Origin of the sequence: Couchioplanes caeruleus (assembly GCF_023499255.1) — a bacterium.
Lineage (GTDB): Bacteria > Actinomycetota > Actinomycetes > Mycobacteriales > Micromonosporaceae > Actinoplanes > Actinoplanes caeruleus_A.
The window spans coordinates 504124-527823 of record NZ_CP092183.1 but is presented as its reverse complement, the minus strand read 5'-3'; the positions used below and the strand labels follow the sequence as shown (position 1 = coordinate 527823).

Here is a 23700-nt window from a genome sequence, read left to right as displayed (position 1 = left end):
GCCCAGGCGGCCCACGCGGCCCACGCGGCTCACGCGGCCCAAGCGGCCCAAGCGGCTCACTCGACCCAAGCGGCTCACTCGACCCAAGCGGCCCACCCGGCCCACGCGGCCCACCCGGCCCACGCGGCCCACGCGGCCCACGCGGCCCACGCGGCTCACGCGGCATCGACCAAGTCAGCCCGATCCGGCCCGCGCGACAGGCGCGGTAGCGAGCCGGCACCTGCCAAGCCGACCAGCAAAGCGGGCCGGTCCCGCACCCCAACCGGGCCTACAGGCGAGCCGGTCCAGCACGCGAGCGGATCCAGAAACGGGAGCCGATTCAGGCACGCGAGCCGATCCAGCGCGGCAGTGAATCCAGCTCGGGAGCCGATCAGCGCGGGAGCCGGGCCCGCCCGGGAGCCGATCCAGCCCGGGAGCCGATCCAGCACGCGAGCGACGTCCGGCCGGTGAGCGAATGATCACCGGCGGCGGGAGGGCCGACCGCGCTCAGGCCGACCGGGTCAGGCGCAGTCGCCCGTCCTCACGCCGCGTGTGCGTTCGACGCCGAGCCTTGCCGTGCTTGCCGCTTCCGCTGCCGTCAGCGCGAACCCCACGTTCCGGTCGTCCGCCGCCGCCGCGAAGATCACGCCGAGGACGTCGCCGTTCGGGGCGATGAGGGGGCCGCCGCTGTTGCCGCTCTGGACCAGGGCGCGGATCGTGTAGATCTCGCGGGTCACGTTGCCCGAGTCGTAGATGTCCGGGCCGGTGATGTTGCTGACGTCGCGGACGCGGGCGCCCTGGGCGTTGTACGGGCCGTCGAGCGGGAAGCCCAGCACGATCGCGTTGGCGCCGGTGCCCGCCGGCTTCTTGACGAACGGCATGGTGGGCGACCGCAGCCCCGGTACGTAGAGGACCGCGAGGTCGCGCTGGGGGTCGTACACGACGACTTTGCCCTGGAGGCGGCCGGCGTTCTGGGTTTCCACCTCGATCTGGCGGGTGCCGGCGACCACGTGCGCGTTGGTCATCACCCGCTCGGCGGCGTACACGAAACCGGAGCCTTCGATGCGCCGTGAGCAGCTCGGGGCGGTACCCAGGACCTTGATGACCGACTTGCGGGAGTTGATCACGACCTGGCTCTTCGCCAGCGCCGGGTCGGGCGCGGCCACCTCGCGGGCGTTGGTGCGGGTCAGGCCGCCGAAGACGTCCGGGAAGCCGTTGGTGTTGAGCGACTCGCGCAGGCCGGCCGACAGCGCCTGCGCCTCGTCCGGCATGAGCTTGTTGATGCCGTTGAGGACCGCGCTGCTGCGGACCTGGCGGTTGATCTCCGGGAACGGCGTCGAGCCGAGGGGTACGGCGATGAGCCAGGCGACCAGCAGCACGGCGACCAGCGACACGATCGCCCCGCCCGCATCGTCGAGGCGCTGCATCGGGCGGCTCTCGATGGCCCGCCGCAGCTTCGTGCCGAGCCACCCGGCCAGGGTCTGCCCGAGCACCGCCAGCGCGAAGATGGTGACCAGCGAGACGACCAGCCGTACCGTGCCGTCGGCGAACTGGTTCGCGATCAGCGGGCCGATCTGCAGGCCGATCAGCACGCCGCTGAAGAAGCCGCCGAAGGACAGCGCCCCGATGACGAAACCCTGCCGGTATCCGCTGATCGCGAAGACCAGCATGAGCAGGATCAGGATTCCATCGACCACAAGCACTCGCTCAAGGTAGAAGGGACGGTCACGACACCACCTCGTCGGAGGCGGCCGGCGCGGAGGTCGCCGGGACGGAACCGTGGGGCAGCAGCGGGTCGGGCAACTCCATCATGGGCCCCGGGCGCCAGGGGCGGGTCCAGCCGGCCATGTCGAGCAGCGCGGAGATCACCCCGGCGGTGAAGCCCCACACCAGCATCCCGCGGACCTGGAACGCCGGGCCGACCCAGCCGCTCGGGTGGCGTACCCGGATGCGGTTGGCGGGGTCGACCAGCTCGGCCACCGGCAGCCGGGCGACGTGGGCGACCTCGTCCCGGTCCATCGGCCGGACCGGGTGCGGGGCGTGCCACCAGGCCAGGACGGGAGTGACCATGAACCGGCTGACCGGGATGTACAGGTCGGGCAGGGTGGCCAGCACGGTCGCGCTCGCCGGGTCCAGGCCGACCTCCTCGCGCGCCTCGCGCAACGCCGTGTCGGGCGCGTCGCGATCCTCCGGATCGGCCGCACCCCCGGGAAAGGCCGCCTGACCGGCATGGTTGCGCATGGTCGCGGCGCGCTGCAAAACGAGCAGGTCCGGCTCTCCGGGACGTTCCTCCCCCAACAGTACGAGCACAGCACTCGCCCGCCCGCCGCTCGCCGGGGGCCGCAGGCTGGTGAAATCCTCGGTACGCGCGGACGCCGCCCGGGTCAGCAACGGCTCCCACCACCCGGGCAGCCCCGAAGGCGCACCCAACCGGCCATCACGCCGCCCGGGCAGCTCCCCGGGCATGCCCCCGTCCCGCCGGCCCAGCCGCTCCTCAGGCGTGCCCATCCCGTCACGCCGACCGGGCGCGCTCACCCCGTCCCGCTGCCCCGGCAGCTCCTCGGGCGCACTCATCCGGCCACCGTCACGCCGGTGTGGTCGCGCACGAGGGCACCGAGGGCCGGCTTGTCGAGCGCCTTGCCGGTGTAGACGAAGCGTTCGCCGTTCCCGCGGAGGAACACGGTGACCGGCAGCTGAAGCTTCTCGAGCGCGGTCAGCAGCTTCTGCTCGCGGTCGTAGAGCGTCGGCATGGTGACGCCGTGGTCGGACGCGAACGAGGCGCCGGCATCACGGTCGTCCCGGGTGTCGACGCCGATGACCCGCAGGCGGCCGGCCGTGGCGTCGGCGAGCTCCTGCATGAGCGGGAGTTCTTCGCGGCACGGGGCGCACCACGAGCCCCACAGGTTGATGACGGCCGGGCCGCGCAGGGCGGTGAGGCGCACGGGAGCCCCGCCGGTGAAGCAGGGCAGCGAGAGATCCGGCAGATCCGGCACGCCGCCGGACGGGCCCGCAGCCGGCCCGGAGGAAGAAGCGGCCACGGCCGAAGAGGCAGGCACGGCCGAAGCAGGCACCGCCGAAGCAGACGCGGCCGAAGCAGGCGCGGCCGAAGCAGGCACCGCCGAAGCAGACGCGGCCGAAGCAGGCGCGGCCGAAGCAGGCACCGCCGAAGCAGGCGCGGGCGAAGCAGACGCGGGCGAAGAAGCAGACGCGGGCGGGACCGCGCCCGAAGCGCCGGGGGAAGCCGACGGCGACGGTGGCTGGGTCAGTGACGCGCAGTCCGCGAACGGCGCGGGCGGCTGGTCCGGGCCGGGTGTGACCTCGGTCGCCGTGCAGGCGGCCAGGAGCAGCACCAGCGGTGGGGCCAGCCACCGGGCCAGTGCCGGTCCGGGCGCCGGGCGGCTCGCGGGGTCACGGCTCATGGGGCCTCCGGTGCCACGACCGCGGCCGCCGGGACGAGGTCGGGGTCGATGCCCGCCTGTGCGGCCAGGTCGCGGGCGCGGGGGCCCTTGAGCAGCTTGGCCGCCGGGGCCGCCTCGGTGGGGCCGGTGCCGTACGACGGGCACATCGTGGCGAGCGTGCACGCGCCGCAGGCCGGCTTGCGGGCGTGGCAGACGCGCCGGCCGTGGAAGATGATGCGGTGCGACAGCATGGTCCAGTCGCGCTTCTCGATGAGCTCGGCGACCTGGAACTCGATCTTCACCGGGTCCTCCTCCCGGACCCAGCCGAAGCGGTTGACCAGGCGGCGGAAGTGGGTGTCGACGGTGATGCCGGGGACGTCGAAGGCGTTGCCGAGGATCACGTTGGCGGTCTTGCGGCCGATGCCGGGCAGCGCGACCAGCTCGTCGAGCGTGCCGGGCAGGACGCTGTCGTGCCGCTCGATGAGGGCCTGGCCGAGCTTGATGAGCGAGTCCGTCTTGGCGCGGAAGAAGCCGGTGGGCTTGAGGATCGTCTCCAGCTCGGCCCGGTCGGCGGCGGCATAGTCGGCCGCGGTCCGATAGCGGGCGAAGACGGTCGGGGTGACCTCGTTGACCTTCTTGTCGGTGCACTGCGCCGAGAGGATCGTGGCGACGGCGAGCTGCAGCGGCGTCGTGAAGTCGAGCTCGCAGTGCGCGTCGGGGTGGGTCTCGGCCAGCGCCTTGGCCATCTTGCGGGCCCGGCGTTTGCGCCCGATGGGGGTCTCCCCCGCGAATCGCTTGGCCGACCGGGCGAGGACGGCCGCACCGGCGGGTGCGGCGACGAGGGGACGACTCACGCGAGCAAGAGTACGTCGCACCACCGACATTCCCGGCCGCGGAAGCCCTCCCGCGTCGCGCCGCCCCGGTGACCAGGCGGTACGGGGTCAGGCCGGCGCGGAGATCAGCCCGTCGTCGTCGATCTGGGCGGCGGTGTCCCCGAAGTCGGCCGCCGAGAGCTCCCGTACGCGCGCACGACCCCGCTCGTTCGCGGAGTCCCGGGTCGGGCGCCCGGCCGAGTTCATCGCCGTGGACAGGAACTTGCCGCTCTTGAACGTGCCGTCCTTGGTGACCGTGACGCGCAGGATGCCGCCGTACCCGAGGACGCCGCCGCGGCTGAGCGTGCGTCCGCCCCCGGCGAAGTTGCCCAGGCTGTACGCGATCAGCTTGCCCTTGTAGAACTGCATGCCCCGCAGGACGTGCGGCCCGTGCCCGACCACCACGTCGGCGCCGGCGTCGACGACCGCGTGGCTGAACGTGATCGGGTCGCCCCGGTTCTCGCCGAAGAACAGCTCGTTGCCGGGCTTCACGTGGCCCTTGTCGGAGCCTTCGGCACCCATGTGCACCTGCACCACCACGACGTCGGCCTGCCCGGTCGCCTCCTGGATCACCGCCTTCGCCGCCGGGATGTCGTTGAGGTTGTTCGCACCGGCGTACGGCGAGAAGCCCACGACCGCGACCTTCACGCCCTTGACCTCGACGACCGTGATCTGGCCCTCGGCACCGGTGTGCTTGAGACCGGCGCCCTCGAGCGCCTGGACGGTGTTGCGGTATCCCTGCGTGCCGAAGTCCTTGGAGTGGTTGTTCGCGGTGTTGAGCAGCTCGAAGCCGGCGTCCTTGAGGTGGCCGGCGTACGAGGGCGGCGAACGGAACGCGAAGCAGTTGGCGCGCGGCGGCGTGCCGCACTTGGACGTGCCGGTGTCCTCGGTGAGCGGCTGTTCGAGGTTGCCCATGACCAGGTCGGACTTGAGCCCGGGCTTGACCGAGTCGAAGAAGCCCTCGCCGTTGCCGGCGGGCAGCCTGTTCGGCGCGCTGCCCATGATGATGTCGCCCGTCGCCGAGAACGTGATGGTGTCCGGCTCCTCCGCGGCGGTGTCCTCGAGGTCGCCGGTCACGGGGTTCGCCGCGGAGGCGTGCGCCGAGGAGGGCGCGGCGTGCCAGGTGGCCGGGGCGCGCTCCGGGCCGCGGTCGGCGAGCGCGACGCCACCGAGGCCGGCTCCGGCGAGGACCGCCACGACGAGCGTGACGGTCAGGACCGGCCGGCCGAACAGACCGGGTCGCTGCGGCGAGGGCTGGGAATTCATCGATCCGGACGATACCGTCGGGCGACAAGTCGTCGCGACCGTCGAACGGCCGACCAGCGCTCACCGAGAGCGATGGAATTTCGGCGACCCGACGGCCGTGGTGGTTACGCTGCGAGATCTGGATCGAGGGGTGCCGCCCGTTTCCGGCCCGCGTGCGCCTAGACTGATCGTGCGCGGCGAAGCGCGTATTCGGAGGTACAGCGATGGATGAGGTACTGGCTCGCAGCGGGATCTTCCAGGGTGTGGACCCGGAGGCGGCCGAGGCGCTCGCCAAGGAGATGGAGACGATCGAGTTCCGCAAGGGCGACATCGTCTTCAACGAGGGCGAGGCGGGTGACAGCCTCTACATCGTTCTCTCCGGCAAGATCAAGCTCGGCCGCCGGGCCGCGGACGGCCGGCAGAACCTTGTCTCGATCATGGGTCCGTCGGACATGCTGGGCGAGCTGTCGCTGTTCGACCCGGGCCCGCGCACGGCCACGGCCACCGCGGTGACGGACACCCGCCTGGCCCGGCTGAAGAAGTCCTCGCTGCGACCCTGGCTGAACAACCGCCCGGAGATCGCGGAGCAGCTGCTCCGGGTGCTCGCCCGCAGGCTGCGCCGGACGAACGACGCGCTCGCCGACCTGATCTTCACGGACGTACCGGGCCGGGTGGCGAAGAACCTGCTGCAGATGGCCGGCCGCTTCGGCACCCGCGACGGCGGTGTGCTGCGGGTGACGCACGACCTCACCCAGGAGGAGCTCGCCCAGCTCGTCGGCGCCTCCCGGGAGACGGTCAACAAGGCCCTCGCCGACTTCGCCTCGCGGGCCTGGCTGCGCCTCGACGGCAAGAGTGTGATCATCCTGGACCCGGAGCGCCTGGCCCGCCGCGCCCGCGTCTGATCCCCGACACACCGTGAAAGGCCGCCCGCGGGGCGGCCTTTTTGCGTGCTTCATGCTCATTCGTCCACCTGATCAGGCGACAAAGCCGCCCCCACAAGATCCGTGTCGCACCCGGTCAGCCGCTCGTTACCGAGGTGGTCGAGAGGCACCACGACGGTCGAGAGGGCGCGGGCTTTGAACGAGGTGGCGGGCGTGCAGCGCAGCGGGGTGACGACGTGACGGTGCTGGACACCGCGATCGACCCGCGCACCCCCGCGTACCTGGCGAGCCGCAGCGCGATGCTGGAACGGCTGGCCGAGCTGGAGACGGCGCTGGAGGCGGCCCGGGCCGGCGGCGGGGAGAAGTCGGTCACCCGCCACCACGCGCGCGGCAAGCTGCTGCCCCGCGAGCGGGTGGAGATGCTGCTCGACCAGGACAGCCCGTTCCTGGAGCTGTCGCCGGTCGCGGCGTGGGGCTCGGAGTTCCCGATCGGCGCCAGCGTGGTCACCGGCATCGGCGTCGTCGAGGGCGTCGAGTGCGTGGTCATCGCCAACGACCCGACGGTCGAGGGCGGCGCGGTGAACCCGTACACGGTGGAGAAGATCCGCCGGGCCGCCCGGATCGCGTCGGTGAACCGCCTGCCGCTGGTGAACCTCGTGGAGTCGACCGGCGCGGCCGCGCCGGCGGGCCCGCCGCCGGGCGGCGCGATCGCCCGCGACCTCAGCCAGCTCACCGCCGACCGGGTGCCGACGGTGTGCGTGGTGTTCGGAGCGACGACCGGGGACGCGGCGTACCTGCCGGCGCTCTCCGACTACACGATCATGGTGCGCGGGCACGCGAAGATGCTGACGATCCACCCGCAGCCGGTGCGCTCGGCCACTGCCAACGGCCGTCCCGCCCCCGAGGTGCGCAGCGCGCCGACGGTGCCGGCGGGCGTGACCGGCCCGGCGGACCAGCTGGCCGAGGACGAGCGGGACGGGCTGCGGCTGGCCCGGCAGTGCGTACGCCGCTTCAACTGGCGCAAGCGCGGTCCGGCGCCGCGCTCGTTCCCGCCGGAGCCGCCCAAGTACGACGCCGAGGACCTGCTCGCCATGGCCGCCGCGGACCCGTCCTCGGTGTTCGAGCCGCGCGAGGTGCTGGCCCGGATCCTCGACGGCAGCGACTTCGACGAGTTCAAGCCCGCCCAGGGCACCGCGCTGGTGACCGGCTGGGGCGAGCTGCACGGCTACCCGGTGGGCGTGCTGGCGAACCTGGGCGCCCCGTTCTCGCCGGCGGACACGCAGAAGGCCGTGCACTTCATCCAGCTCGCCAACGCCACCGCGACGACCCTGCTGTTCGTGCAGTACACCGGGATGCCGTCGGCCGAGCAGCACGAGGCGGCCGACGTGCGCCACGGCGCTCCCCTGGTGCACGCGGTCGCCAAGTCGACCGTCCCGCACCTGACCCTGATGATCGGCGGCACCCCGGCGGAGGAGGCCGGGGGGATCTACGGCCGCGCGTACGAGCCACGGTTCCTGTTCAGCTGGCCGGTGGGCCCGGCAGGCGACTCGGTACCGCTCGGGAAGCTCCCGGACGACGGGATCATCGACCCGCGGGACACCCGTACCGTCCTCGGCCTCTGCCTTTCCGCCGTGCACAGCGCAACCGTCGAGGGCGCCGAGCACATCGGCGTGTTCCGACCCTGAGGCCAGCCACAAAGGCCGCGAGGACCCCGAAAGGTAGAGCAGAGCAGTGATCCGACGTCTTCTGGTGGCCGACCGTGGGGAGATCGCCCGCCGGGTCTTCGCCACGTGCCGCCTGGTCGGCATCGAGACGGTCGCCGTCTACTCCGATGCCGACTCCGACGCGCCGCACGTGACGGAGGCGGACTACGCGGTCCGTCTCACCGGCGGCACGCCGTCGTCGACGTACCTGCGGGGCGACCTGATCATCGCGGCGGCGAAGCGGGCCGGCGCCAACGCGATCCATCCCGGCAACGGGGCGCTGGCCGAGGACCCGGAGTTCGCCGCCGAGGTGGCCGACTCGGGCATGATCTGGGTCGGCGCGCCGGCCAAGACGCTCGGCACGCTGCACAGCAAGATCGAGACGAAGGGCATCGTCGCGGAGGCCGGCGTGCCGGTGCTGCAGACGCTGACCGACCCGGCGACGGTCACCGACTTCCCGGTGCTGATCAAGCCGGCCGGCGGCACCGGCGGCGCGGGCATGCGGGTGGTCCGCGACCCCGTCACGCTGGCCGAGGCGGTCGCCACGACCCGCCAGGAGACCGGCGATGACGTCTTCTGCGAGCCGTACCTGGAGAACGTGCGGCACATCGAGGTGCCGATCGTGGCCGACTCGCACGGGGCCGTGGTGCCGTTCGGCGAGCGCGAGTGCTCGGTGCAGCGCCGCTATCAGAAGATCATCGAGGAGACCCCGTCACCGGCGGTGGACCCCGCGCTGCGCGAGCAGCTCTGCCGGGCCGCCATCCTCGCGGTCCGGTCGATCGGGTACGTGGGCGCCGGCGCGGTCGAGTTCCTGCTGGAGGAGGACGGCTCCTTCTGGTTCGTCGAGCTCACGCCGAGCCTGCAGGTGGAGCACGCCGTCACCGAGTGCGTGTCCGGTTACGACCTCGTGCGGCTGCAGCTGCTGATCGCCGAGGGCGGCAACCTGCCGATGCCCGGGCCGCCGCCGATCCGCGGGCACGCCATCGAGGTGCGCATCTGTGCCGAGGATCCCGCGTACGCGTGGCTGCCCGCGGCCGGCACCCTGCACCGGTTCAAGGTGCCGGACGTGGCGGGCTCGTTCCGTCCGCTGCCCCAGCCCGGCCTGCGCCTCGACGCCGGGGTGGTGGACGGCTCGGTGGTGGGCGGGCAGCACGACTCGATGCTCGCCAAGCTCGTCGCGTGGGCGCCCACCCGGCAGGAGGCCGCGCGGATGCTCGCGTCGGCGCTGACCCGTACCGAACTGCACGGGGTGGTCTCGAACCGCGACCTGCTCGTCCGGGTGCTGCGGCACGGGTCGTTCCGGGCCGGGGACGTCGACACCGGCTTCCTGGACCGGCACCCGGAGGTGTTCGCCCCGCTGCTGTCCAGCGTGGACGCCGTACGCATCTCGTGTCTCGCCGCCGCCCTGGCCGGCGCCGCCGCCCGGCGGGCGAACGCCCCGGTGCTGCGCTCGCTGCCGTCGGGGTGGCGCAACGTGCCGTCCGGCTCGCAGACAGCCGTGTACGACGGCCCGGCCGGCCCGGTCGAGGTGGGCTACCGGATGAACCGGCACGGCGAGCTGGCGGGCTGGTGGGTGCGCGCGGTGGATCCGGAGGAGCTGGACCTCGCGGGCCTCGGCCAGGCGCCGACGCTGGACGACCACCCGCCCACGACCGTGGTGCACGCCGACGGCTCACGCGTGGACCTCGACGTCAACGGCATCCGGCTGAGCCTCAAGGTGCACCGGGTCGGCGACGTCTCCTACGTGGACAGCCCCGAGGGCTCGGTCACGCTCCGCGAGCTGTCCCGCTTCCCGCTGCCCGCGCCGGAGGCCACCGAGGGGTCGCTGATCGCGCCGCTGCCCGGGGCCGTACGCCGGGTGCTGGTCGTGCCGGGCCAGCGGGTCCGCGCGGGCGAGCTGCTGCTGACGCTCGAGGCCATGAAGCTGGAACACCCCGTGCACGCACCGTCGGCCGGGGTGGTGGCGTCGCTGCCGGTGCACCCGGGCGCGGAGGTCGACACCGGCGAACTGCTGGCGGTGCTGGACCCTGAATAGGCTCAGCCGCGGCTGAGCACCGGGCCGTGCAGGCGGCCCGCGCCCTGCCCCGCGAGGCACCGGAACGTCCGGTCCTCGGCGGTGGGCGGAAGCACGGACAGCGCCCATTCCGCGGCGTCGGCGCGCGCGGTGGTCCGCCGGAACACGTTCCGGCTGCACACCCGCAGCACGGCCGGCTCGGTGGTCACGGCGTCCCGGTCCCGCGGATCCACATCGGAGGGCAGCGAGCCGACGGCGAAGACCTCCCAGCTGTGCCGCTTCGCGCAGGACACCTTGCGGGCCACCGGTCCCGTGCCGGCCCGCAGGGTGAAGCACTCGAGCTCCCCCGGGCAGTACGAGCGCCCGGGACAGCCGGGCAACTGCACCACCGTGGCGGGCAGCGTGGACGCCGTCGGCGCGGCGAGCTTGGCGGCGACCGAGCGGACCGTCGGCCCCTGCGACGCGGCCAGCCACGAGCCGCCGATCGACGCCGCGAGCAGCAGGGCCACGCCGAAGCCGCCGAACAGCCACTTCCGCTTGCTGCGCTTGGGGTTCTCGGTGTGAACCGTCGGCGTCTCGTCGGCCGCATCCCGGGTCGGGGTCGCCGGCGGGACCGGCCGGGGCGGCGGCGCGGCGTGGTGCGGCCGCGGGGCGGGCGGCACGAACGTGGAGGACCGGTAGACGCCGGCGGAACCGTGGCCGGTGGGGCTGAGGTGCAGCTCCGCCAGCATGTCCCGCATCTGCTCGGCGGTGGGACGCTCCCGCGGGTCGTTGGCCATGCCGTAGCGCAGGACGTCGGTCAGTGAGCGCGGAACACCGGGGAGGTCGGGGATCGGCTTGCTGAACATGTCCATCAGCGTGATGAGGCTGGGGCTGCGGTCGCCGTCCCAGCGCGGCGGGCGGCCCCGCATCACCGCGTAGAGGGTGGCGCTGAGCGCGTACACGTCGACGGCGCCCGAGGGGTCGGCGTGCGAGAACATCTCGGGCGGCGCATACGCCGGGGTCAGCACCTCGAGGGTCACCGACGAGTCACGCATCTCGCCCAGCACGGCGAGGCCGAAGTCGGCGAGCACGGCCGGGTTGAAGTGCGAGTACAGGATGTTGGCCGGCTTCACGTCACGGTGCAGCACGCCGTTGGCGTGCGAGTGCACCAGCGCGTCGGCGATCTTCACCCCGAGGTCGCGGGCCTCGACCGCACCGAGCGGGGAGATCCGCATGCGGTCCAGGTACGAGCCGTCGCACAGCTCCATGATCAGGTACGGGTGCTGGTCCACCGTCACGCCGACGTCGAACAGGTCCACCACGTGCGGGTGCGACGACATCCGCCCGGCCGCCTTCGCCTCGCGCAGGAACCGGGCCTGGTCCCGCGGGCTTTCCAGAGTCCGGTTCTCGACCTTGATCGCGACCTCACGGCCGACCGAGTCCTGTGTCGCTCGGTACACGGTTGCGTACCCTCCGCGAGCCATGACGGACAAGCCGGACATGCCTGGCACGTAGGGCACGGGCAGGCGACCAGGCGGGGTTTCCGTCACGGCTTAGAAAATACGCGAAGTGCGGCCTCGATCATCCCGGCACGTCAGACGCGTACGCGACAGATTCCGCCGGTTCCACGATGGAAAGTGCCAGAGCGTCCCGCAACTCCTCCGCCGCCACCCGTTCGCTGGCCTGCTCGGTGGAGTACGCGAGCAGCACGCCCTCCTCCGCCGCGTCCCGCGCCGCCGGCATGTTTCCGGCAGCCGCGTGCACCCGGGCCTGCACCATCGCGGCGACGACACCGCTGCGTACGTCCTCCGCGCGCACCTCCCGGGCCCGGCGGATCCACGTGGCCGCCGCCTCCACCCGGCCCTCGGCCAGCAGCGCCGAGGCGTACGACGCCAGCGCGTGCCGGCGGGAGAACAGCAGCGAGCCGCCGGTGTCGCTGGCGATCGGCGCGAGCAGACCGACCGCCGTACCCGGGTCGCCCGCCCGCATCCGCGCCTCGGCGAGCAGCACCCGCGGCCCCACCTGCGCGGGCGCGAGCGGGTTGTGCGGCTCCACCGACGTCATCACCCGGCGCGCGTCGGCCTCGGCAGCCTCGCCGTCGCCGCGTTGCAGCGCCACGAAGCCGCGCAGGGTGCCCGCCATGCCCAGCAGCAGCGGGTGGCCGGTGCGGTCGGCGTACCCGAGCGCGTCGGTGAGCAGATCGTGGGCGTGATCGAACTCACCCAGGCCGCGGGCGATCACGCCGCGCACCACGAGCGCCAGGCCGCGGCCCCAGTCGTCGGACACCGCGTCGAAGTCCCTGAACGCCCGGCGCGCCTCGCCGTCCGCCTCGGCCAGGTCGCCGAGCTCGGCGGCCGCGTACGCCTCGACCGCCCGCAACGTGCCCACCGCCCAGCCCTCGCCGACCCGGTCGCCGAACGGCAGGAAGATCCGGGCCAGCCGCCGCGACTCCTGCAGCCGCCCGGCGAGCAGCCGGGCGAACGCCGTCGTGCCGCGCAGCCAGGAGCGGCCGACCGGGTCGCCGAGCTCGGCGAACAGCCGTGCGGCCCGCCCGAGGACGGCGTCGGTGCCCGCGAAGTCCCCACGCGTGGTGGTGACCCAGGCCAGGTTCTGCAGCGCCCAGGCCTGCCCGTGCCGGTCGCCGGCGGCCAGCGTCACCTGGTACGCGGAGGCGAACCGGCTGCTGGCCTGGCTGAGCCGGCCGGCGAGGAAGTCCGCCATGCCGAGCCTGCGCATCGCGTTGGCGCGTTCCGGGGCGAGCTCGGCCTCGGTGGCCACGTCGAGCGCCTCCTGCCAGGCGACGACCGCCTTGGGCACGTCGCCCAGGGCCTCCTGCGCCCGGCCCACCACGAGCAGGGCCTCGGCACGGCACACCGGCTCGTTCTCGGCCGCCTCGGCGATCTTCTCGCCGTGGTTCAGCGCCTCGGTCGCCCGGCCCAGGCGCAGCAGCGCGCGGGCGTGCACGAGCTGGTCGGAGAGCGGCAGACCGTCCTTGGTGAGGGCGGCGGCGCGTTCGGCGTACGCGATCGACGCCGCGGGCTCGATGTTGGCGAGGGCACGCCGGGCCATCCGGCCGAGCGCGGCCACCCCGAGCGGAGCGACGTCGCGGACGCTCGCCTCGGGACGGAGCCGCACCTGGTCGGCGAGCTCCACCGCGCACTCGACGTGAGCGGCCACGAACGCGTCGCGCTCGTTCTCGCCCATGCTCAGCCGGGACGCGGCGTCGTACCCGAGGGTCGTGATCGACTCCGGCGCCGCCCAGCGCGCCAGGTACGCGTGCCGCTCCGCGAGATCCGCCTTGCCGATGCCGGCGTACGCGGCCTCGCGCATGAGCGGAGTGGCGAACGCGTAGCCGCCGCGGACCCGGTGCAGCATGCGGCGCTGCAGCAGCTCGTCGACCGCGCGTTCCAGCTCCACCGCGGCGACCGCACCGGGACGGGCGTCACCGGCGGACCGGCGGTCGCGCAGCGCCTCGATCGCGCCGGTGGGCACGGTGTCGCCGACCACCGCGGCGTCGCGCAGGACCGACCGCGGCTCGTTGGGCAGCGCGTCGATGCGGGCCGCGAGCACGGCGGCGAGGTCGCGGGAGAGCAGCTGGCTGCCCAGCGAACCGGCGGCGAGCTGCCACTTGCCGGCCGCGTTCGCACCGACCGCGGGCATCAGCGCGCCGCGCTCCATCAGCAGCGTGACCAGCTCGGCGAGGTAGAACGGGTTGCCCTGCGCGGTGGCCAGCAGGCGGTCCACATCCTGCTGCGGCAGCTTCCCGCCGTTCAGGTACGACGTCAGCAGCCGGGACGCGTCGGCGCCCCGCAGCGGGGGCAGGCTGTGGATCTCGGCGTCCGCGAGGCGGGTCAGCGCGCCGGCCGTGCGGACCAGCTCGGGGCGGCCGAGCAGCAGCATGACCACCGGGCCGTCCAGGCGGGACAGCACACCGCCGAGCGCGTCGATCGTCTCCGCGGTGGCGTCGTGCAGGTCGTCCACGATCACGACCAGCGGCGCCTCCCGGGACAGCGCGGTCAGCAGCCCGGCGACCGCGATCGGGATGGTCTCCGTCTCCGGCCGGGCGCCACCGGTCGGTTGCCACTCGGCCACCGCCGCCGGCCCGACCGCGTTGCCGGGCGCCTCGCCGTACCCGAGCAGCGCGAGCAGCCGGTCGAGGTCGACGTCCGGGGTCTCGCCGTCGCGGGCCAGCCGGCTGACGACCTTGCGCAGCCGCTCCTCGACGACCGTACGGGTCATCGTGGCGGCCACGTCCTTGGGCAGGCCGGCGGCCTTGCGCACGAGGTCGGCCAGCGGGGCGAAGCGGCGCCGCTCGCCGAAGGCCCGGCAGCGGGCCCGCAGCACCCGCGCGCCGGTGTGCGCGGCGAACCGGCCCGCGCCGACGTCGTAGCCGGCCGCCAGGCGCTTCACCTCGCCGGCGAAGCGGGTCTTGCCGATGCCGGCCTCCGCGGTCATCACCATGACCCGCGGCGCGCCGGAGTCGATCACCTCGGCGAGCCGCCCGGCGACCCGGCCCAGCTCGGTCTCGCGACCCACGAACGGCGCCTCGTCGCCGAGCCCGGAGCGCGTGCCGGGCGCGTCGTGCAGGCCGAGCAGCTCGTACGCCGGCACCGGCTCGCGCTTGCCCTTGAGCCGCAGCGCCCGCAGCTGCCGCCACGAGGCGACATGCCGGGTGCCCGCTGAGGTCCGGGAGCCCGCGTACACCGCGCCGACCGCGGCGGCGTCGGCCAGCCGGGCGGCGGTGTTCACGGTGTCGCCGATGACCGTGTACTCGATCGCGGCCTGGATGCCCGCGACGACCTCGCCGGTGTTGAGGCCGACGCGCAGCCCGAGCGGCGCACCGCCGCCGCGCTCGTCGTCGAGCACCCGCCGGACCGCGCGCTGCATGCTGAGCGCCGCGCGCACCGCCCGCTCGGCGTCGTCCTCGTGGGCCACGGGCGCGCCGAAGACCGCCATGATGCCGTCGCCGGTGAGCTTGTCGACGTGCCCGCCGAAGGTCTTGACCGCCCCGGCCAGCGCGGCGAGGACACGGTCGGTGACCGCCCCGACGCGTTCCGGGTCGAGGTCCTCCGACCAGGACGTGAAGTCCGAAAGGTCACCGAACAGCACGGTGACGATCCGTCGTTCGGCGGCCGGCAGCGTGGCGGCCGCGGGCAGCGCCGCGCCGCAGTTGTGGCAGAAACGGGCGCCGGGAACGGCCACGGTTCCACACACGGGACAGGTCACAGCGGGTCCAACTCTTCCGGGCCCGGCTGTGATTCCCGCCTCAGAAAGTCGAGTTGCGCCCGGGCGGACCATTCGGCCGCGAAGCGCACCGTCGGATCGACGTCGGGATACACCGCGTCAACGATCGCCTCCGGTGTGTCAGCACCGGCGGCCATCGCGGCGCGCACCTGCTCGAGTCGTTCGTGCCGGTGGGCGAGATAGGCCCGGGCCAGCTCGGCGCAGTCGGCCCGCACCGGGCCGTGGCCGGGCAGCATGAGCATCGGGTACGCCCGCAGCGCCGCGAGGCTGTCCAGGTACGCCCCGAGGTCGCCGTCGGGCCACGCCACCACGGCGGTGCCCCGGCCCAGCACGGTGTCGCCGGTGAAGATGGCGTCCTCGACGACGAAACAGACCGAGTCGGCGGTGTGCCCGGGCGTGGCGAGAACCTCGATGTCGAGGCCGCCGAGGCGCATCCGGGTCGGCAGCGGGTCGCCGTGCCGCGGGTCGGCCGCGAGGATCGGCACGCCGCCGAGCATCCGCGACAGGGTCTCGGTGCCCTCGACGTGGTCGGGGTGCCCGTGCGTCACCAGGATCGCGCTCAGCGGCCGGTGCTCGGCGAGCGACGCCAGGTGACCGGCGTCGTCCGGCCCGGGGTCGATCACCACGGCGTCGCGGGCACCCGGGGCGCGCAGCACCCAGCTGTTGGTGCCGTCGAGCGTCATCGGGCCCGCGTTGGGTGCGCGCAGCGGCGTGACCCACTCCGGCAACCGCTCCACCTGCGACGACACAGATTCACCCCCCAGCGCATGGTACGTCGCCGGGGACCGTGGGACCGAGCACGCATTGTGCGACCCGGTCAACCCACGGTCACTCCATGGAATGAGGGCGCCCGCTCAGGCGATCTCCGCGATGACCTCGACCTCGACCGGCGCGCCGAGGGGCAGCTCCGAGACACCCACGGCGCTGCGCGCGTGCCGGCCCAGCTCGCCGAGCACGTCGCCGAACAGGTTCGACGCCCCGTTGACCACGGCCGGCTGGCCGGTGAAGCCCTCGGCCGACGCCACGAACCCGGTCACCTTGACGATCTTCACGATCCGGCCGAGGCCGACCAGCGCGTCGATCGCCGCGAGCGCGTTCAGCGCGCAGTAACGGGCCAGTTCGGTGCCCTGCTCCGGGGTGACGTCCGCGCCGACCTTCCCGGTGTACGGCAGCTTCCCGTCCACCATCGGTAGCTGCCCGGAGACGTACACGTAGTTGCCCGACTGCACAGCCGGCACGTACGACGCCAGCGGCGGCACCACGGTCGGAAGCGTCAGGCCCAGCTCGGCCAGCTTGGCGTACGCGTCCGCGCCGCCGTCACCGGACACGGGAGTCGGCGCCGTCACGGCTGCACCTCCGTTGTCGTGCTCTCCTGGCCGTCGCTTCGCTCCGTGCAGTCGATCACGGCTGCACCTCCGTTGTCGTGCTCTCCTGGCCGTCGCTTCGCTCCGTGCAGTCGATCACGACTTTGCCCGCTTCATGTACGCGACGAGCTGCTCCTGGTTGGGGCCGGGCACGACCTGCACCAGCTCCCAGCCGTCCTCACCCCAGTTGTCGAGGATCTGCTTGGTCGCGTGGACCAGCAGCGGCACGGTCACGTACTCCCACTTCTGCATTGCTCGCCCAGCTCCCTGCGGTAGATCGGATGCCTGCGCGACAGCCTAGTCACGCCCGGAGCGGCCTCGCGCCCGACCGGATTCCACTAACCTTCAGGTGAGCCGCAACGGGCGTTGATCAGGGGGTTCGATGACGGAACAGCCGCCGGGCCGGACCCCGCGGGCGTCCTCCATCGCCGCCGAGGAGGCGCCGGCGTCGGACCTCACCGACGCGCAGGCACCGAGCGCACCACAGTGGCCGCCGCTGGGGGCGTACCCCGGCGAACCCGGCCACGAGGACCGGCCCACGCCAGTGGTCGAGGCCGAGACGGTCGAGGGCGAGATCGTCTGGCACCAGGAGCCGCCGGCCGGGCCGTGGCACGCCAAGCACGAGAAGCCGGGCGAGTGGCGTACGCATCCGCCCGAGCACCTGGCCTTCGAGCACTCCCCGCCCGCCGAGGTCCAGCCCGGCATCCAGCACGACCAGCCCACCGAGGCCATCCCGCTGAGCATGCTGCCGCAGCCGTGGGAGGTGCCGTTCGACCCGCACACCACCGAGACCGTGGTGGCCGGCCCGCCTAGGCGGCGGCGTACCGCGCTGTGGGTCGCGCTCGCCCTGGTCCTGACGCTGCTGCTCTTCGGCGGCGGCACGCTCTCCGCGCTGATGCTGCTGCGCAACGCCGACAGCGGCAAGGGCTCGCCCGACCCGGCCACGGCCGTCGACCGGTTCCTCACCGCCGCCTACACCCAGCAGGACGCGGGCGCGGCCGGCGACCTCGTCTGCCGCGAGGCCCGCGACCAGGACCAGCTCAAGGAGCGGATCAACCGGATCAGGGGGTACGCCAACGAGTACCAGTCCCCGGTCTTCCGGTGGACCGAGCCCGCCGTCTCGGGGCAGAGCGAGAAGAAGGCCGTGGTGGCCGTGCAGCTCACCATGACCACGGACGACGAGAAGGCCGCCCAGCAGCAGCTGACGTTCACGGTGGTCCGCAAGACCGGCTGGCTCGTCTGCGACATCAACGGCTGAGAGATGACACGTACGCTCGAAAGCGTGGGTAGGAACAGTTGGCCCGCCCGTCTGCACGTGGTGACGGGCAAGGGCGGGACGGGCAAGACCACCGTGGCGGCGGCGCTGGCGCTGGGGCTGGCGGCCGGCGGGCACCGCACGCTGCTCGTCGAGGTCGAGGGGCGGCAGGGCATCGCCCAGCTCTTCGGCACCGAGCCGCTGCCGTACGAGGAGCTGCGGATCGCCACCCCGGCTGAGGCCGACGGCGAGGTGCGGGCGCTGGCGGTGGATCCCGAGGAGGCCCTGCTCGAGTACCTCGACATGTTCTACAAGCTGGGCGCCGCCGGCCGCGCCCTGCGCAAGATCGGTGCGATCGACTTCGCCACCACGATCGCCCCCGGCCTGCGGGACGTCCTGCTCACCGGCAAGGTGAAGGAGGCGACCACGCGCTCGGCGGACGGCCGGCGCGCGTACGACGCGGTGGTGCTGGACGCGCCACCGACCGGCCGGATCGGCCGGTTCCTGAACGTGACGGCCGAGACCGCGAAGCTGGCGAAGATGGGCCCGATCAAGACCCAGAGCGACGGCGTCGCCTCCCTGCTGCGCTCCCCGATGACCTCGGTGCACGTCGTCACGCTGCTCGAGGAGATGCCGGTCCAGGAGAGCCTGGACGCGATCGGCGAGCTGCGCGCGCTGAACATCCCGGTCGGCCGGATCATCGTCAACGGCGCCCGGCCGCCGCTGCTGGCCGGCGCCAAGGTCACCAAGACCGAGCTGAAGCGCGGGCTGGCCGCGGCCGGTCTGCCGACCGACCCGGCGACGGTCGCCGGGTTGCAGGCCGAGGCGAAGGCGCACCTCACCCGGCGCGAGCTGGAGGAGTCGCTGCGGGCCGACCTGACCGAGGCTGACCACCCGATGGTGGAGCTGCCGATGCTGGAGGACGGCGTGGACCGCGACGGCCTCCATCGGCTCGCCGCTGTACTCATGAGTGTCTGATAGCTGTCTGACCCACCACAGACAGCAGCGCTCCGGCCCGCGCTGCCCCTGGTGAGTCAGTACGCTCGAAGCGTGGCTGATCAGACCGCTCCGCGCCTGGACGTCGACGCCCTGCTCGCCGACCCGGCCATCCGCATCGTCGTGTGCTGCGGCGCGGGCGGCGTGGGCAAGACGACGACGGCGGCCGCCCTGGGCCTCCGGGCCGCCGAGCGGCACGGCCGCCGCACCGTCGTGCTCACCATCGACCCGGCCCGCCGGCTGGCCCAGTCCATGGGCCTCAACGAGCTGGACAACACGCCGCGGCAGGTCAAGGGCATCGACACCGAGGCGACCGGCGGCGAGCTGCACGCCATGATGCTCGACATGAAGCGCACGTTCGACGAGGTCGTGCAGGCGCACACCTCGCCGCAGCGCGCCGCGGAGATCTTCGCCAACCCCTTCTACCAGGCCATGAGCTCGACGTTCTCCGGCACGCAGGAGTACATGGCGATGGAGAAGCTGGGTCAGCTGCGCTCCCGCGACGAGTGGGACCTGATCGTGGTGGACACCCCGCCGTCGCGCTCGGCGCTCGACTTCCTGGACGCCCCGGCGCGCCTGTCGCGCTTCCTCGACGGCCGGATGCTGCGCATGCTCATGGCGCCGGCGCGCGGCGGGCGCAGCATGTTCAGCCTGGTCACGGCCTCGTTCGGGATCTTCTCGCGGGCGGTGCAGAAGATCCTCGGCGCCCAGCTGCTGACCGACCTGTCCGGCTTCGTCGCCGCCCTGGACTCCATGTTCGGCGGCTTCCGGCAGCGCGCGGACGAGACGTACCGCATCCTGCAGGACCCGCAGACCGCGTTCCTGGTGGTCGCAGCACCGGAGCGCGACGCGGTCCGCGAGGCCGCGTATTTCGCGGAGCGGCTGGTCGCGGAGCGGATGCCGCTCGCCGGGCTGGTGCTCAACCGCACCCATCAGGCGGCCCTGGAGTCGGTTCCGGCGGCCGAGGCCGAGGCGGCGGCCGCCGCGCTCGACGCGGCGGGTGATCAGCGCACGACCGCGGACGCGCTGCGGGTGCACGCCGGGCTGCTCCGGCTGATCGAGCGGGAGGTACGGGTCGCCGCCCGCTTCACCGACGCGTTCCCGCAGGTGCCGGCGGTGGCGGTGACGGCGCAGCCCGCCGACGTCCACGACGTCGACGGGCTGCGAACGATCGGCGATGCGCTGACCGCGTGAATCACATCGAATCAGCGGGTCGAGACGAGCACCTTGTCGGCGCCCTTCTCGCGCAGCGCGGCTTCGAACATCTTCCGCCAGCTCGCCACGTGCGGGTGCCGGCGCAGCAGTGCGCGGCGCTCCCGCTCGGTCATGCCTCCCCAGACACCGAACTCGATCCGGTTGTCCAGCGCGTCGGCGAGGCATTCGTAGCGGACCGGGCAGCTGCGGCAGATCCTCTTCGCCACGTTCTGCTCGGCGCCCTGCACGAACAGCGCGTCAGGGTCGCCACTCTGACACGCCGCCATGCTGGGCCAGTCGCTGATCATCCCCATCTGTTTACGTCCCCCCTTGCCATAACCCCCTGACGTCTGCGGGCTCATGTCCCCCAAGCCGTGCAGACGTCGTGCGACAGCTCGCCGGACCATCATGCTCCGTAGTCGGTCGATTACGCAACGTTGTCCCTCAAATACGTATCTCTCGGGAGTTACGGCCATCACGCCCAGACCGGACAGCGAAAAGTTCCCCGAAATTCGCAGAAAACGCCACGCGCTGCCGACCGTAAGGGCAGGATGATTCTGGGCGAACCGTGGCCATCTCGACACTTGGCCGGGCGCTTCTTTCGCGTACCCTGCTCACGTGAGCTCCTGGATGCGCAGACGCGATCACAACATCTTCGCCAATGCGACCTCGCTGCTGATCTGCGGACTGCTGGCCGGCGTCGTCGTGGCCGCCGCGGCATTCCCCGCCGTCGCGATGTCCGGCCTGGCCGCCAAGGCGGGCGGGGAGACCTTCGCGAGCCTGCCCAGCGAACTCAAGCAGGCCAGCGCGCCCCAGATCAGCCGGATCTTCGCGTCCGACAACAAAACGCAGATCTCGGTCTTCTACGACGAGTTCCGCAGTGACGCGCCGCTGAAGGACATCTCGGTCAACATGCAGCACGCGATCATCGCGGCCGAGGACCACGAGTTCTACAAGCACAACGGCGTCGACCTCAAAGGCGTCGCCCGCGCATTCGTGAACAACAACAGCGGCAAGTCGTCCACGCAGGGCGCCTCGACGCTCACGATGCAGTACGTCCGCATGTCCCTGGCCTATTCGGCGACGAACCCGCAGGAAGTCGTCGACGCCACCAAGGACAGCCCCAAGCGCAAGATCACCGAGATGAAGTACGCGATGCAGGTCGAGAAAGAGCTCACCAAGGAGCAGATTCTCGAGCGCTACCTGAACGCGGCGCCCTTCGGCAACGGCGCGTACGGCGTCTACGCCGCCAGCCAGGTGTACTTCCAGAAGAAGCCGAAGGACCTCAGCATCGCCGAGTCCGCCCTGCTCGCCAGCATGGTGAAGGCGCCCACCGCGTTCAACCCGACCACCGCCAGCGGCTACCCGCAGGCGCTGGCCCGGCGCAACTACGTGGTCAACGACATGCTGGAGCTCGGCTTCATCACCCCGGACGAGGCCAAGAAGGCGACCAACACCAAGATCAGCAAGACGGTCAAGCGGACCGGCAACGGCTGCGTCTCGGTGGCGAAGAACCACTGGGGCTTCTTCTGCGACTACTTCTACCGCTGGTGGCTGAGCCGCAACGAGTTCGGCGCCACCACGTACGACCGCGAGCGGCGGCTCAAGAGCGGTGGCTACCGCATCCAGACCTCCATGGACATCACCGCACAGAGCGCGGCGCGGGAGAACATCGGGGACCACATCAAGGAGAAGAACAAGAACGCGCTGCTCCTGGCCGGCGTCCAGCCCGGCACCGGCAAGGTCCGCGCGCTCGCCGCCAACCGCCGCTTCAAGCTCGACGACCCGGACAAGCCGCAGAACAAGATCTCCTCGGACCCGCGCAAGGCGCGCAAGAAGATCCGGGGCACGTACCCGAACACCACGAACCCGCTGCTCAGTGGCGGTGGCGACATCACCGGTTACCAGGCCGGCTCGGTGTTCAAGATCTTCACGGTGGTCGCGGCGCTGGAGAACGGCTACCCGCTCGCCTACCCGATCGACGCCCCGCCCCGGTACGTGTCGAAGTACATCATCGCGCCCGGCCCCTCGACCTGTAACGGCAAGTACTACTGCCCGTCGAACGCGGCGAAGAACGAGGCCGGCGTCTTCAACATGTGGACCGGCTTCGGCGCGTCGGTCAACACGTACTTCGTACCGCTGCAGGAACGGGTCGGCGCGGAGAAGGTCGTCGACGTGGCGAGACGCTTCGGCGTGCAGTTCCGCGCCAAACAGGACGCCGACTTCGCCGCCACCGAGCAGTCCGCGCACCAGTGGGGCGCGTTCACCCTCGGCGTCTCCTCCTCCACCCCGCTGGACATGGCGAACGCGTACGCCACGCTGGCCGGCGACGGCATGTACTGCACGCCCACCCCCGTCGAGCAGATCACCGCGCAGGACGGCGAGAAGATCGACGTCGGCAAGCCGCACTGCACCCGCGCCACCTCCCCGGACGTGGCGCGCGCGGCGATCGACGCGGCCCGCTGCCCGGTCGGCGACAGCGCCCAGCTCGGCAGCTGCAAGGGCCGTACGGCGCCGCAGGCGCACAGCATCATCAAGCACCCGATCTACGGCAAGACCGGCACCACCGACCACGACAAGACCGCCGCGCTGATCATCAGCAGCAACTCGCTGACCGTGGCGGGCTACCTGGTCAACCCGGACTACGCCGACCACTCCGACCGCATGTCGCACGCGATCGTCAACCCCGCGGTGTGGGACACGATGCGCGACTACATGGAGGGCAAGCCGAAGGTCCAGTTCAAGAAGCCGGGCGACCGGAAGATCTCGATCGGCGACCAGCGGTCGATCCCGGACGTGACCTGCGCGACCGTGGACGGCGCCAAGGCCCGGCTGCGCAGCGCGGGCTTCAGCGCCTCCGTCGGGCAGGAGGTCGAGTCGAACTGCCCCAAGGGCACCGCGGCCGGCACCAGCCCCGACGGCCGGACCATCAAGGGCGGCTTCGTCAGCATCCTGGTCAGCAAGGGCAAAGAGGACAAGAAACCCGACTCCAAGCCGGACACCCGCGTCCCGATCATCCCGCCGAGACCCGGGCGGCGGTAGGACAGGTTCTGAAGCGAGGACGGGCGGGTCACCCCTGAGGTGGCCCGCCCGCTTGCGTACGCGTGTCAGCCGAGCTGCCGGCGTACCTCCGCCGCCACGCGGCCTCCCTCGGCGCGCCCCGCCACCGCGGCCTGAACCGCCCGCATGGCCGGGCCCATCTGGGCCTTCCCGCTGAAGCCGCCGTCCCGCAGCGCGCCCGCGACCAGCTCGGCGATCTCCTCGTCGCTCAGCTGGGCCGGCAGGTAGCGGTCGAGGATCTCCCCCTCGGCGGTCTCCTTCTCGGCCTGGTCCGCGCGGCCGGCGTCCCGGAAGGCGGTCGCGGCCTCGCGCCGCTTCTTCGCCTCCTTGGTGAGCACGGCGAGCACCTCGTCGTCCGAGAGCTCGCGCGCGGCGTCACCGGACACCTCGGCGGTGCGGAGGGCGGAGAGCGCCATGCGCAGCGTCGACGTGGTCAGCTCGTCGCGGCCCTTCATGGCGGAGTGCAGGTCGTCGTTCAGGCGGTCCTTCAGCGTTCCCATGGACGGTCAAACT

At 72.5% G+C, this 23700-nt stretch carries 19 protein-coding genes; 7 read left to right on the top strand and 12 right to left on the bottom strand.

All coding sequences use genetic code 11. The annotated features are described in order from the left end of the window. Nucleotides 1-500: 500 nt before the first annotated feature. The 5 genes from COUCH_RS02505 to COUCH_RS02485 form a co-directional block, all read right to left on the bottom strand. Nucleotides 501-1682, bottom strand: coding sequence for a MarP family serine protease (locus tag COUCH_RS02505; RefSeq protein ID WP_249610491.1), 1182 nt, complete (start codon nucleotides 1680-1682; stop codon nucleotides 501-503). Nucleotides 1683-1704: 22 nt separating this feature from the next. Continuing rightward, a complete protein-coding gene (locus COUCH_RS02500) occupies nucleotides 1705-2445 on the bottom strand; it encodes an NUDIX hydrolase (RefSeq protein WP_249613531.1) in 741 nt (246 codons plus the stop codon). Nucleotides 2446-2549: 104 nt separating this feature from the next. Next, nucleotides 2550-3035 carry a TlpA family protein disulfide reductase gene (locus COUCH_RS02495; RefSeq protein WP_249610490.1) on the bottom strand — a complete coding sequence of 162 codons (486 nt, stop codon included), beginning with the start codon at nucleotides 3033-3035 and terminating at the stop codon, nucleotides 2550-2552. Nucleotides 3036-3394: 359 nt separating this feature from the next. After that, nucleotides 3395-4231: an endonuclease III gene (gene nth / locus COUCH_RS02490; RefSeq protein WP_275980057.1), complete on the bottom strand. Its 837-nt coding sequence runs from the start codon at nucleotides 4229-4231 to the stop codon at nucleotides 3395-3397. Nucleotides 4232-4318: 87 nt separating this feature from the next. Continuing rightward, nucleotides 4319-5515 (bottom strand): CapA family protein, encoded by a 1197-nt coding sequence (locus COUCH_RS02485; protein ID WP_249610489.1) that lies wholly within the window; start codon nucleotides 5513-5515, stop codon nucleotides 4319-4321. 203 nt (nucleotides 5516-5718) lie between these two features. Here COUCH_RS02485 and COUCH_RS02480 point away from each other — a divergent pair, with 203 nt between their 5' ends. The 3 genes from COUCH_RS02480 (at nucleotide 5719) to COUCH_RS02470 (ending at nucleotide 10113) form a co-directional block, all read left to right on the top strand. Next, entirely contained in the window at nucleotides 5719-6396 is a 678-nt protein-coding gene (locus COUCH_RS02480; RefSeq protein WP_023562908.1) for a Crp/Fnr family transcriptional regulator, read from the top strand. Between the two features lie 215 nt (nucleotides 6397-6611). Further along, nucleotides 6612-8060, top strand: coding sequence for a carboxyl transferase domain-containing protein (locus tag COUCH_RS02475; protein WP_249610488.1), 1449 nt, complete (start codon nucleotides 6612-6614; stop codon nucleotides 8058-8060). Nucleotides 8061-8106: 46 nt separating this feature from the next. Beyond that, nucleotides 8107-10113, top strand: coding sequence for a biotin carboxylase N-terminal domain-containing protein (locus tag COUCH_RS02470; RefSeq protein WP_249610487.1), 2007 nt, complete (start codon nucleotides 8107-8109; stop codon nucleotides 10111-10113). A 2-nt stretch (nucleotides 10114-10115) separates the two neighbouring features. Here the strand turns inward: COUCH_RS02470 and COUCH_RS02465 are convergent, their stop codons facing one another. The 5 genes from COUCH_RS02465 to COUCH_RS02445 form a co-directional block, all read right to left on the bottom strand. Continuing rightward, on the bottom strand, nucleotides 10116-11624 hold the full coding sequence (locus tag COUCH_RS02465; protein WP_249610486.1) for a serine/threonine-protein kinase: 1509 nt from the start codon (nucleotides 11622-11624) through the stop codon (nucleotides 10116-10118). A 31-nt stretch (nucleotides 11625-11655) separates the two neighbouring features. Further along, a complete protein-coding gene (locus tag COUCH_RS02460) occupies nucleotides 11656-15300 on the bottom strand; it encodes an adenylate/guanylate cyclase domain-containing protein (RefSeq protein ID WP_249610485.1) in 3645 nt (1214 codons plus the stop codon). Further along, complete coding sequence (locus COUCH_RS02455; RefSeq protein WP_249613529.1) at nucleotides 15297-16001, bottom strand: MBL fold metallo-hydrolase; 705 nt, start codon at nucleotides 15999-16001, stop codon at nucleotides 15297-15299. Before COUCH_RS02455 ends, COUCH_RS02460 begins: the two co-directional genes overlap by 4 nt. 171 nt (nucleotides 16002-16172) lie before the next feature. After that, the gene (locus COUCH_RS02450; RefSeq protein WP_249610484.1) at nucleotides 16173-16664 is read right to left on the bottom strand and encodes a RidA family protein; all 492 of its coding nucleotides are present in this window, start codon (nucleotides 16662-16664) and stop codon (nucleotides 16173-16175) included. A 114-nt stretch (nucleotides 16665-16778) separates the two neighbouring features. Continuing rightward, nucleotides 16779-16934 carry a DUF4177 domain-containing protein gene (locus COUCH_RS02445; RefSeq protein WP_249610483.1) on the bottom strand — a complete coding sequence of 52 codons (156 nt, stop codon included), beginning with the start codon at nucleotides 16932-16934 and terminating at the stop codon, nucleotides 16779-16781. Between the two features lie 130 nt (nucleotides 16935-17064). Between COUCH_RS02445 and COUCH_RS02440 the strand changes: the two genes are divergently transcribed. Genes COUCH_RS02440 through COUCH_RS02430 form a run of 3 tightly spaced genes read left to right on the top strand, consistent with a single transcriptional unit; the run spans nucleotide 17065 to nucleotide 20127 of the window. Beyond that, nucleotides 17065-17940, top strand: coding sequence for a hypothetical protein (locus COUCH_RS02440; protein WP_249610482.1), 876 nt, complete (start codon nucleotides 17065-17067; stop codon nucleotides 17938-17940). A gap of 3 nt (nucleotides 17941-17943) precedes the next feature. Next, a complete protein-coding gene (locus COUCH_RS02435; protein ID WP_249610481.1) occupies nucleotides 17944-18915 on the top strand; it encodes an ArsA-related P-loop ATPase in 972 nt (323 codons plus the stop codon). 51 nt (nucleotides 18916-18966) lie between these two features. Next, entirely contained in the window at nucleotides 18967-20127 is a 1161-nt protein-coding gene (locus COUCH_RS02430) for an ArsA family ATPase (protein WP_249610480.1), read from the top strand. 11 nt (nucleotides 20128-20138) lie between these two features. Here the strand turns inward: COUCH_RS02430 and COUCH_RS02425 are convergent, their stop codons facing one another. Continuing rightward, a complete protein-coding gene (locus tag COUCH_RS02425) occupies nucleotides 20139-20441 on the bottom strand; it encodes a WhiB family transcriptional regulator (protein ID WP_041832981.1) in 303 nt (100 codons plus the stop codon). Between the two features lie 316 nt (nucleotides 20442-20757). On the opposite strand from COUCH_RS02425, the gene COUCH_RS02420 reads away from it, so the two are divergent. Next, nucleotides 20758-23169, top strand: a complete 2412-nt coding sequence (locus tag COUCH_RS02420) for a transglycosylase domain-containing protein (protein ID WP_249613528.1) — start codon at nucleotides 20758-20760, stop codon at nucleotides 23167-23169. A gap of 65 nt (nucleotides 23170-23234) precedes the next feature. On the opposite strand, the gene COUCH_RS02415 is transcribed toward COUCH_RS02420, so the two are convergent. Beyond that, nucleotides 23235-23687, bottom strand: coding sequence for a GatB/YqeY domain-containing protein (locus tag COUCH_RS02415; RefSeq protein WP_249610479.1), 453 nt, complete (start codon nucleotides 23685-23687; stop codon nucleotides 23235-23237). Nucleotides 23688-23700: the final 13 nt, after the last annotated feature.

Excerpts from the sequence above, each read along its gene's own strand:
- COUCH_RS02440 (WP_249610482.1), top strand. The coding sequence starts at position 17,065 with ATGACGGAACAGCCGCCGGGCCGGACCCCGCGGGCGTCCTCCATCGCC.
- COUCH_RS02425 (WP_041832981.1), bottom strand. The coding sequence starts at position 20,441 with ATGGGGATGATCAGCGACTGGCCCAGCATGGCGGCGTGTCAGAGTGGC.
- COUCH_RS02415 (WP_249610479.1), bottom strand. The coding sequence starts at position 23,687 with ATGGGAACGCTGAAGGACCGCCTGAACGACGACCTGCACTCCGCCATG.
- COUCH_RS02445 (WP_249610483.1), bottom strand. The coding sequence starts at position 16,934 with ATGCAGAAGTGGGAGTACGTGACCGTGCCGCTGCTGGTCCACGCGACC.
- COUCH_RS02500 (WP_249613531.1), bottom strand. The coding sequence starts at position 2,445 with ATGCCCGGGGAGCTGCCCGGGCGGCGTGATGGCCGGTTGGGTGCGCCT.
- COUCH_RS02435 (WP_249610481.1), top strand. The coding sequence starts at position 17,944 with ATGACACGTACGCTCGAAAGCGTGGGTAGGAACAGTTGGCCCGCCCGT.
- COUCH_RS02480 (WP_023562908.1), top strand. The coding sequence starts at position 5,719 with ATGGATGAGGTACTGGCTCGCAGCGGGATCTTCCAGGGTGTGGACCCG.
- COUCH_RS02485 (WP_249610489.1), bottom strand. The coding sequence starts at position 5,515 with ATGAATTCCCAGCCCTCGCCGCAGCGACCCGGTCTGTTCGGCCGGCCG.
- COUCH_RS02420 (WP_249613528.1), top strand. The coding sequence starts at position 20,758 with ATGCGCAGACGCGATCACAACATCTTCGCCAATGCGACCTCGCTGCTG.
- COUCH_RS02455 (WP_249613529.1), bottom strand. The coding sequence starts at position 16,001 with ATGACGCTCGACGGCACCAACAGCTGGGTGCTGCGCGCCCCGGGTGCC.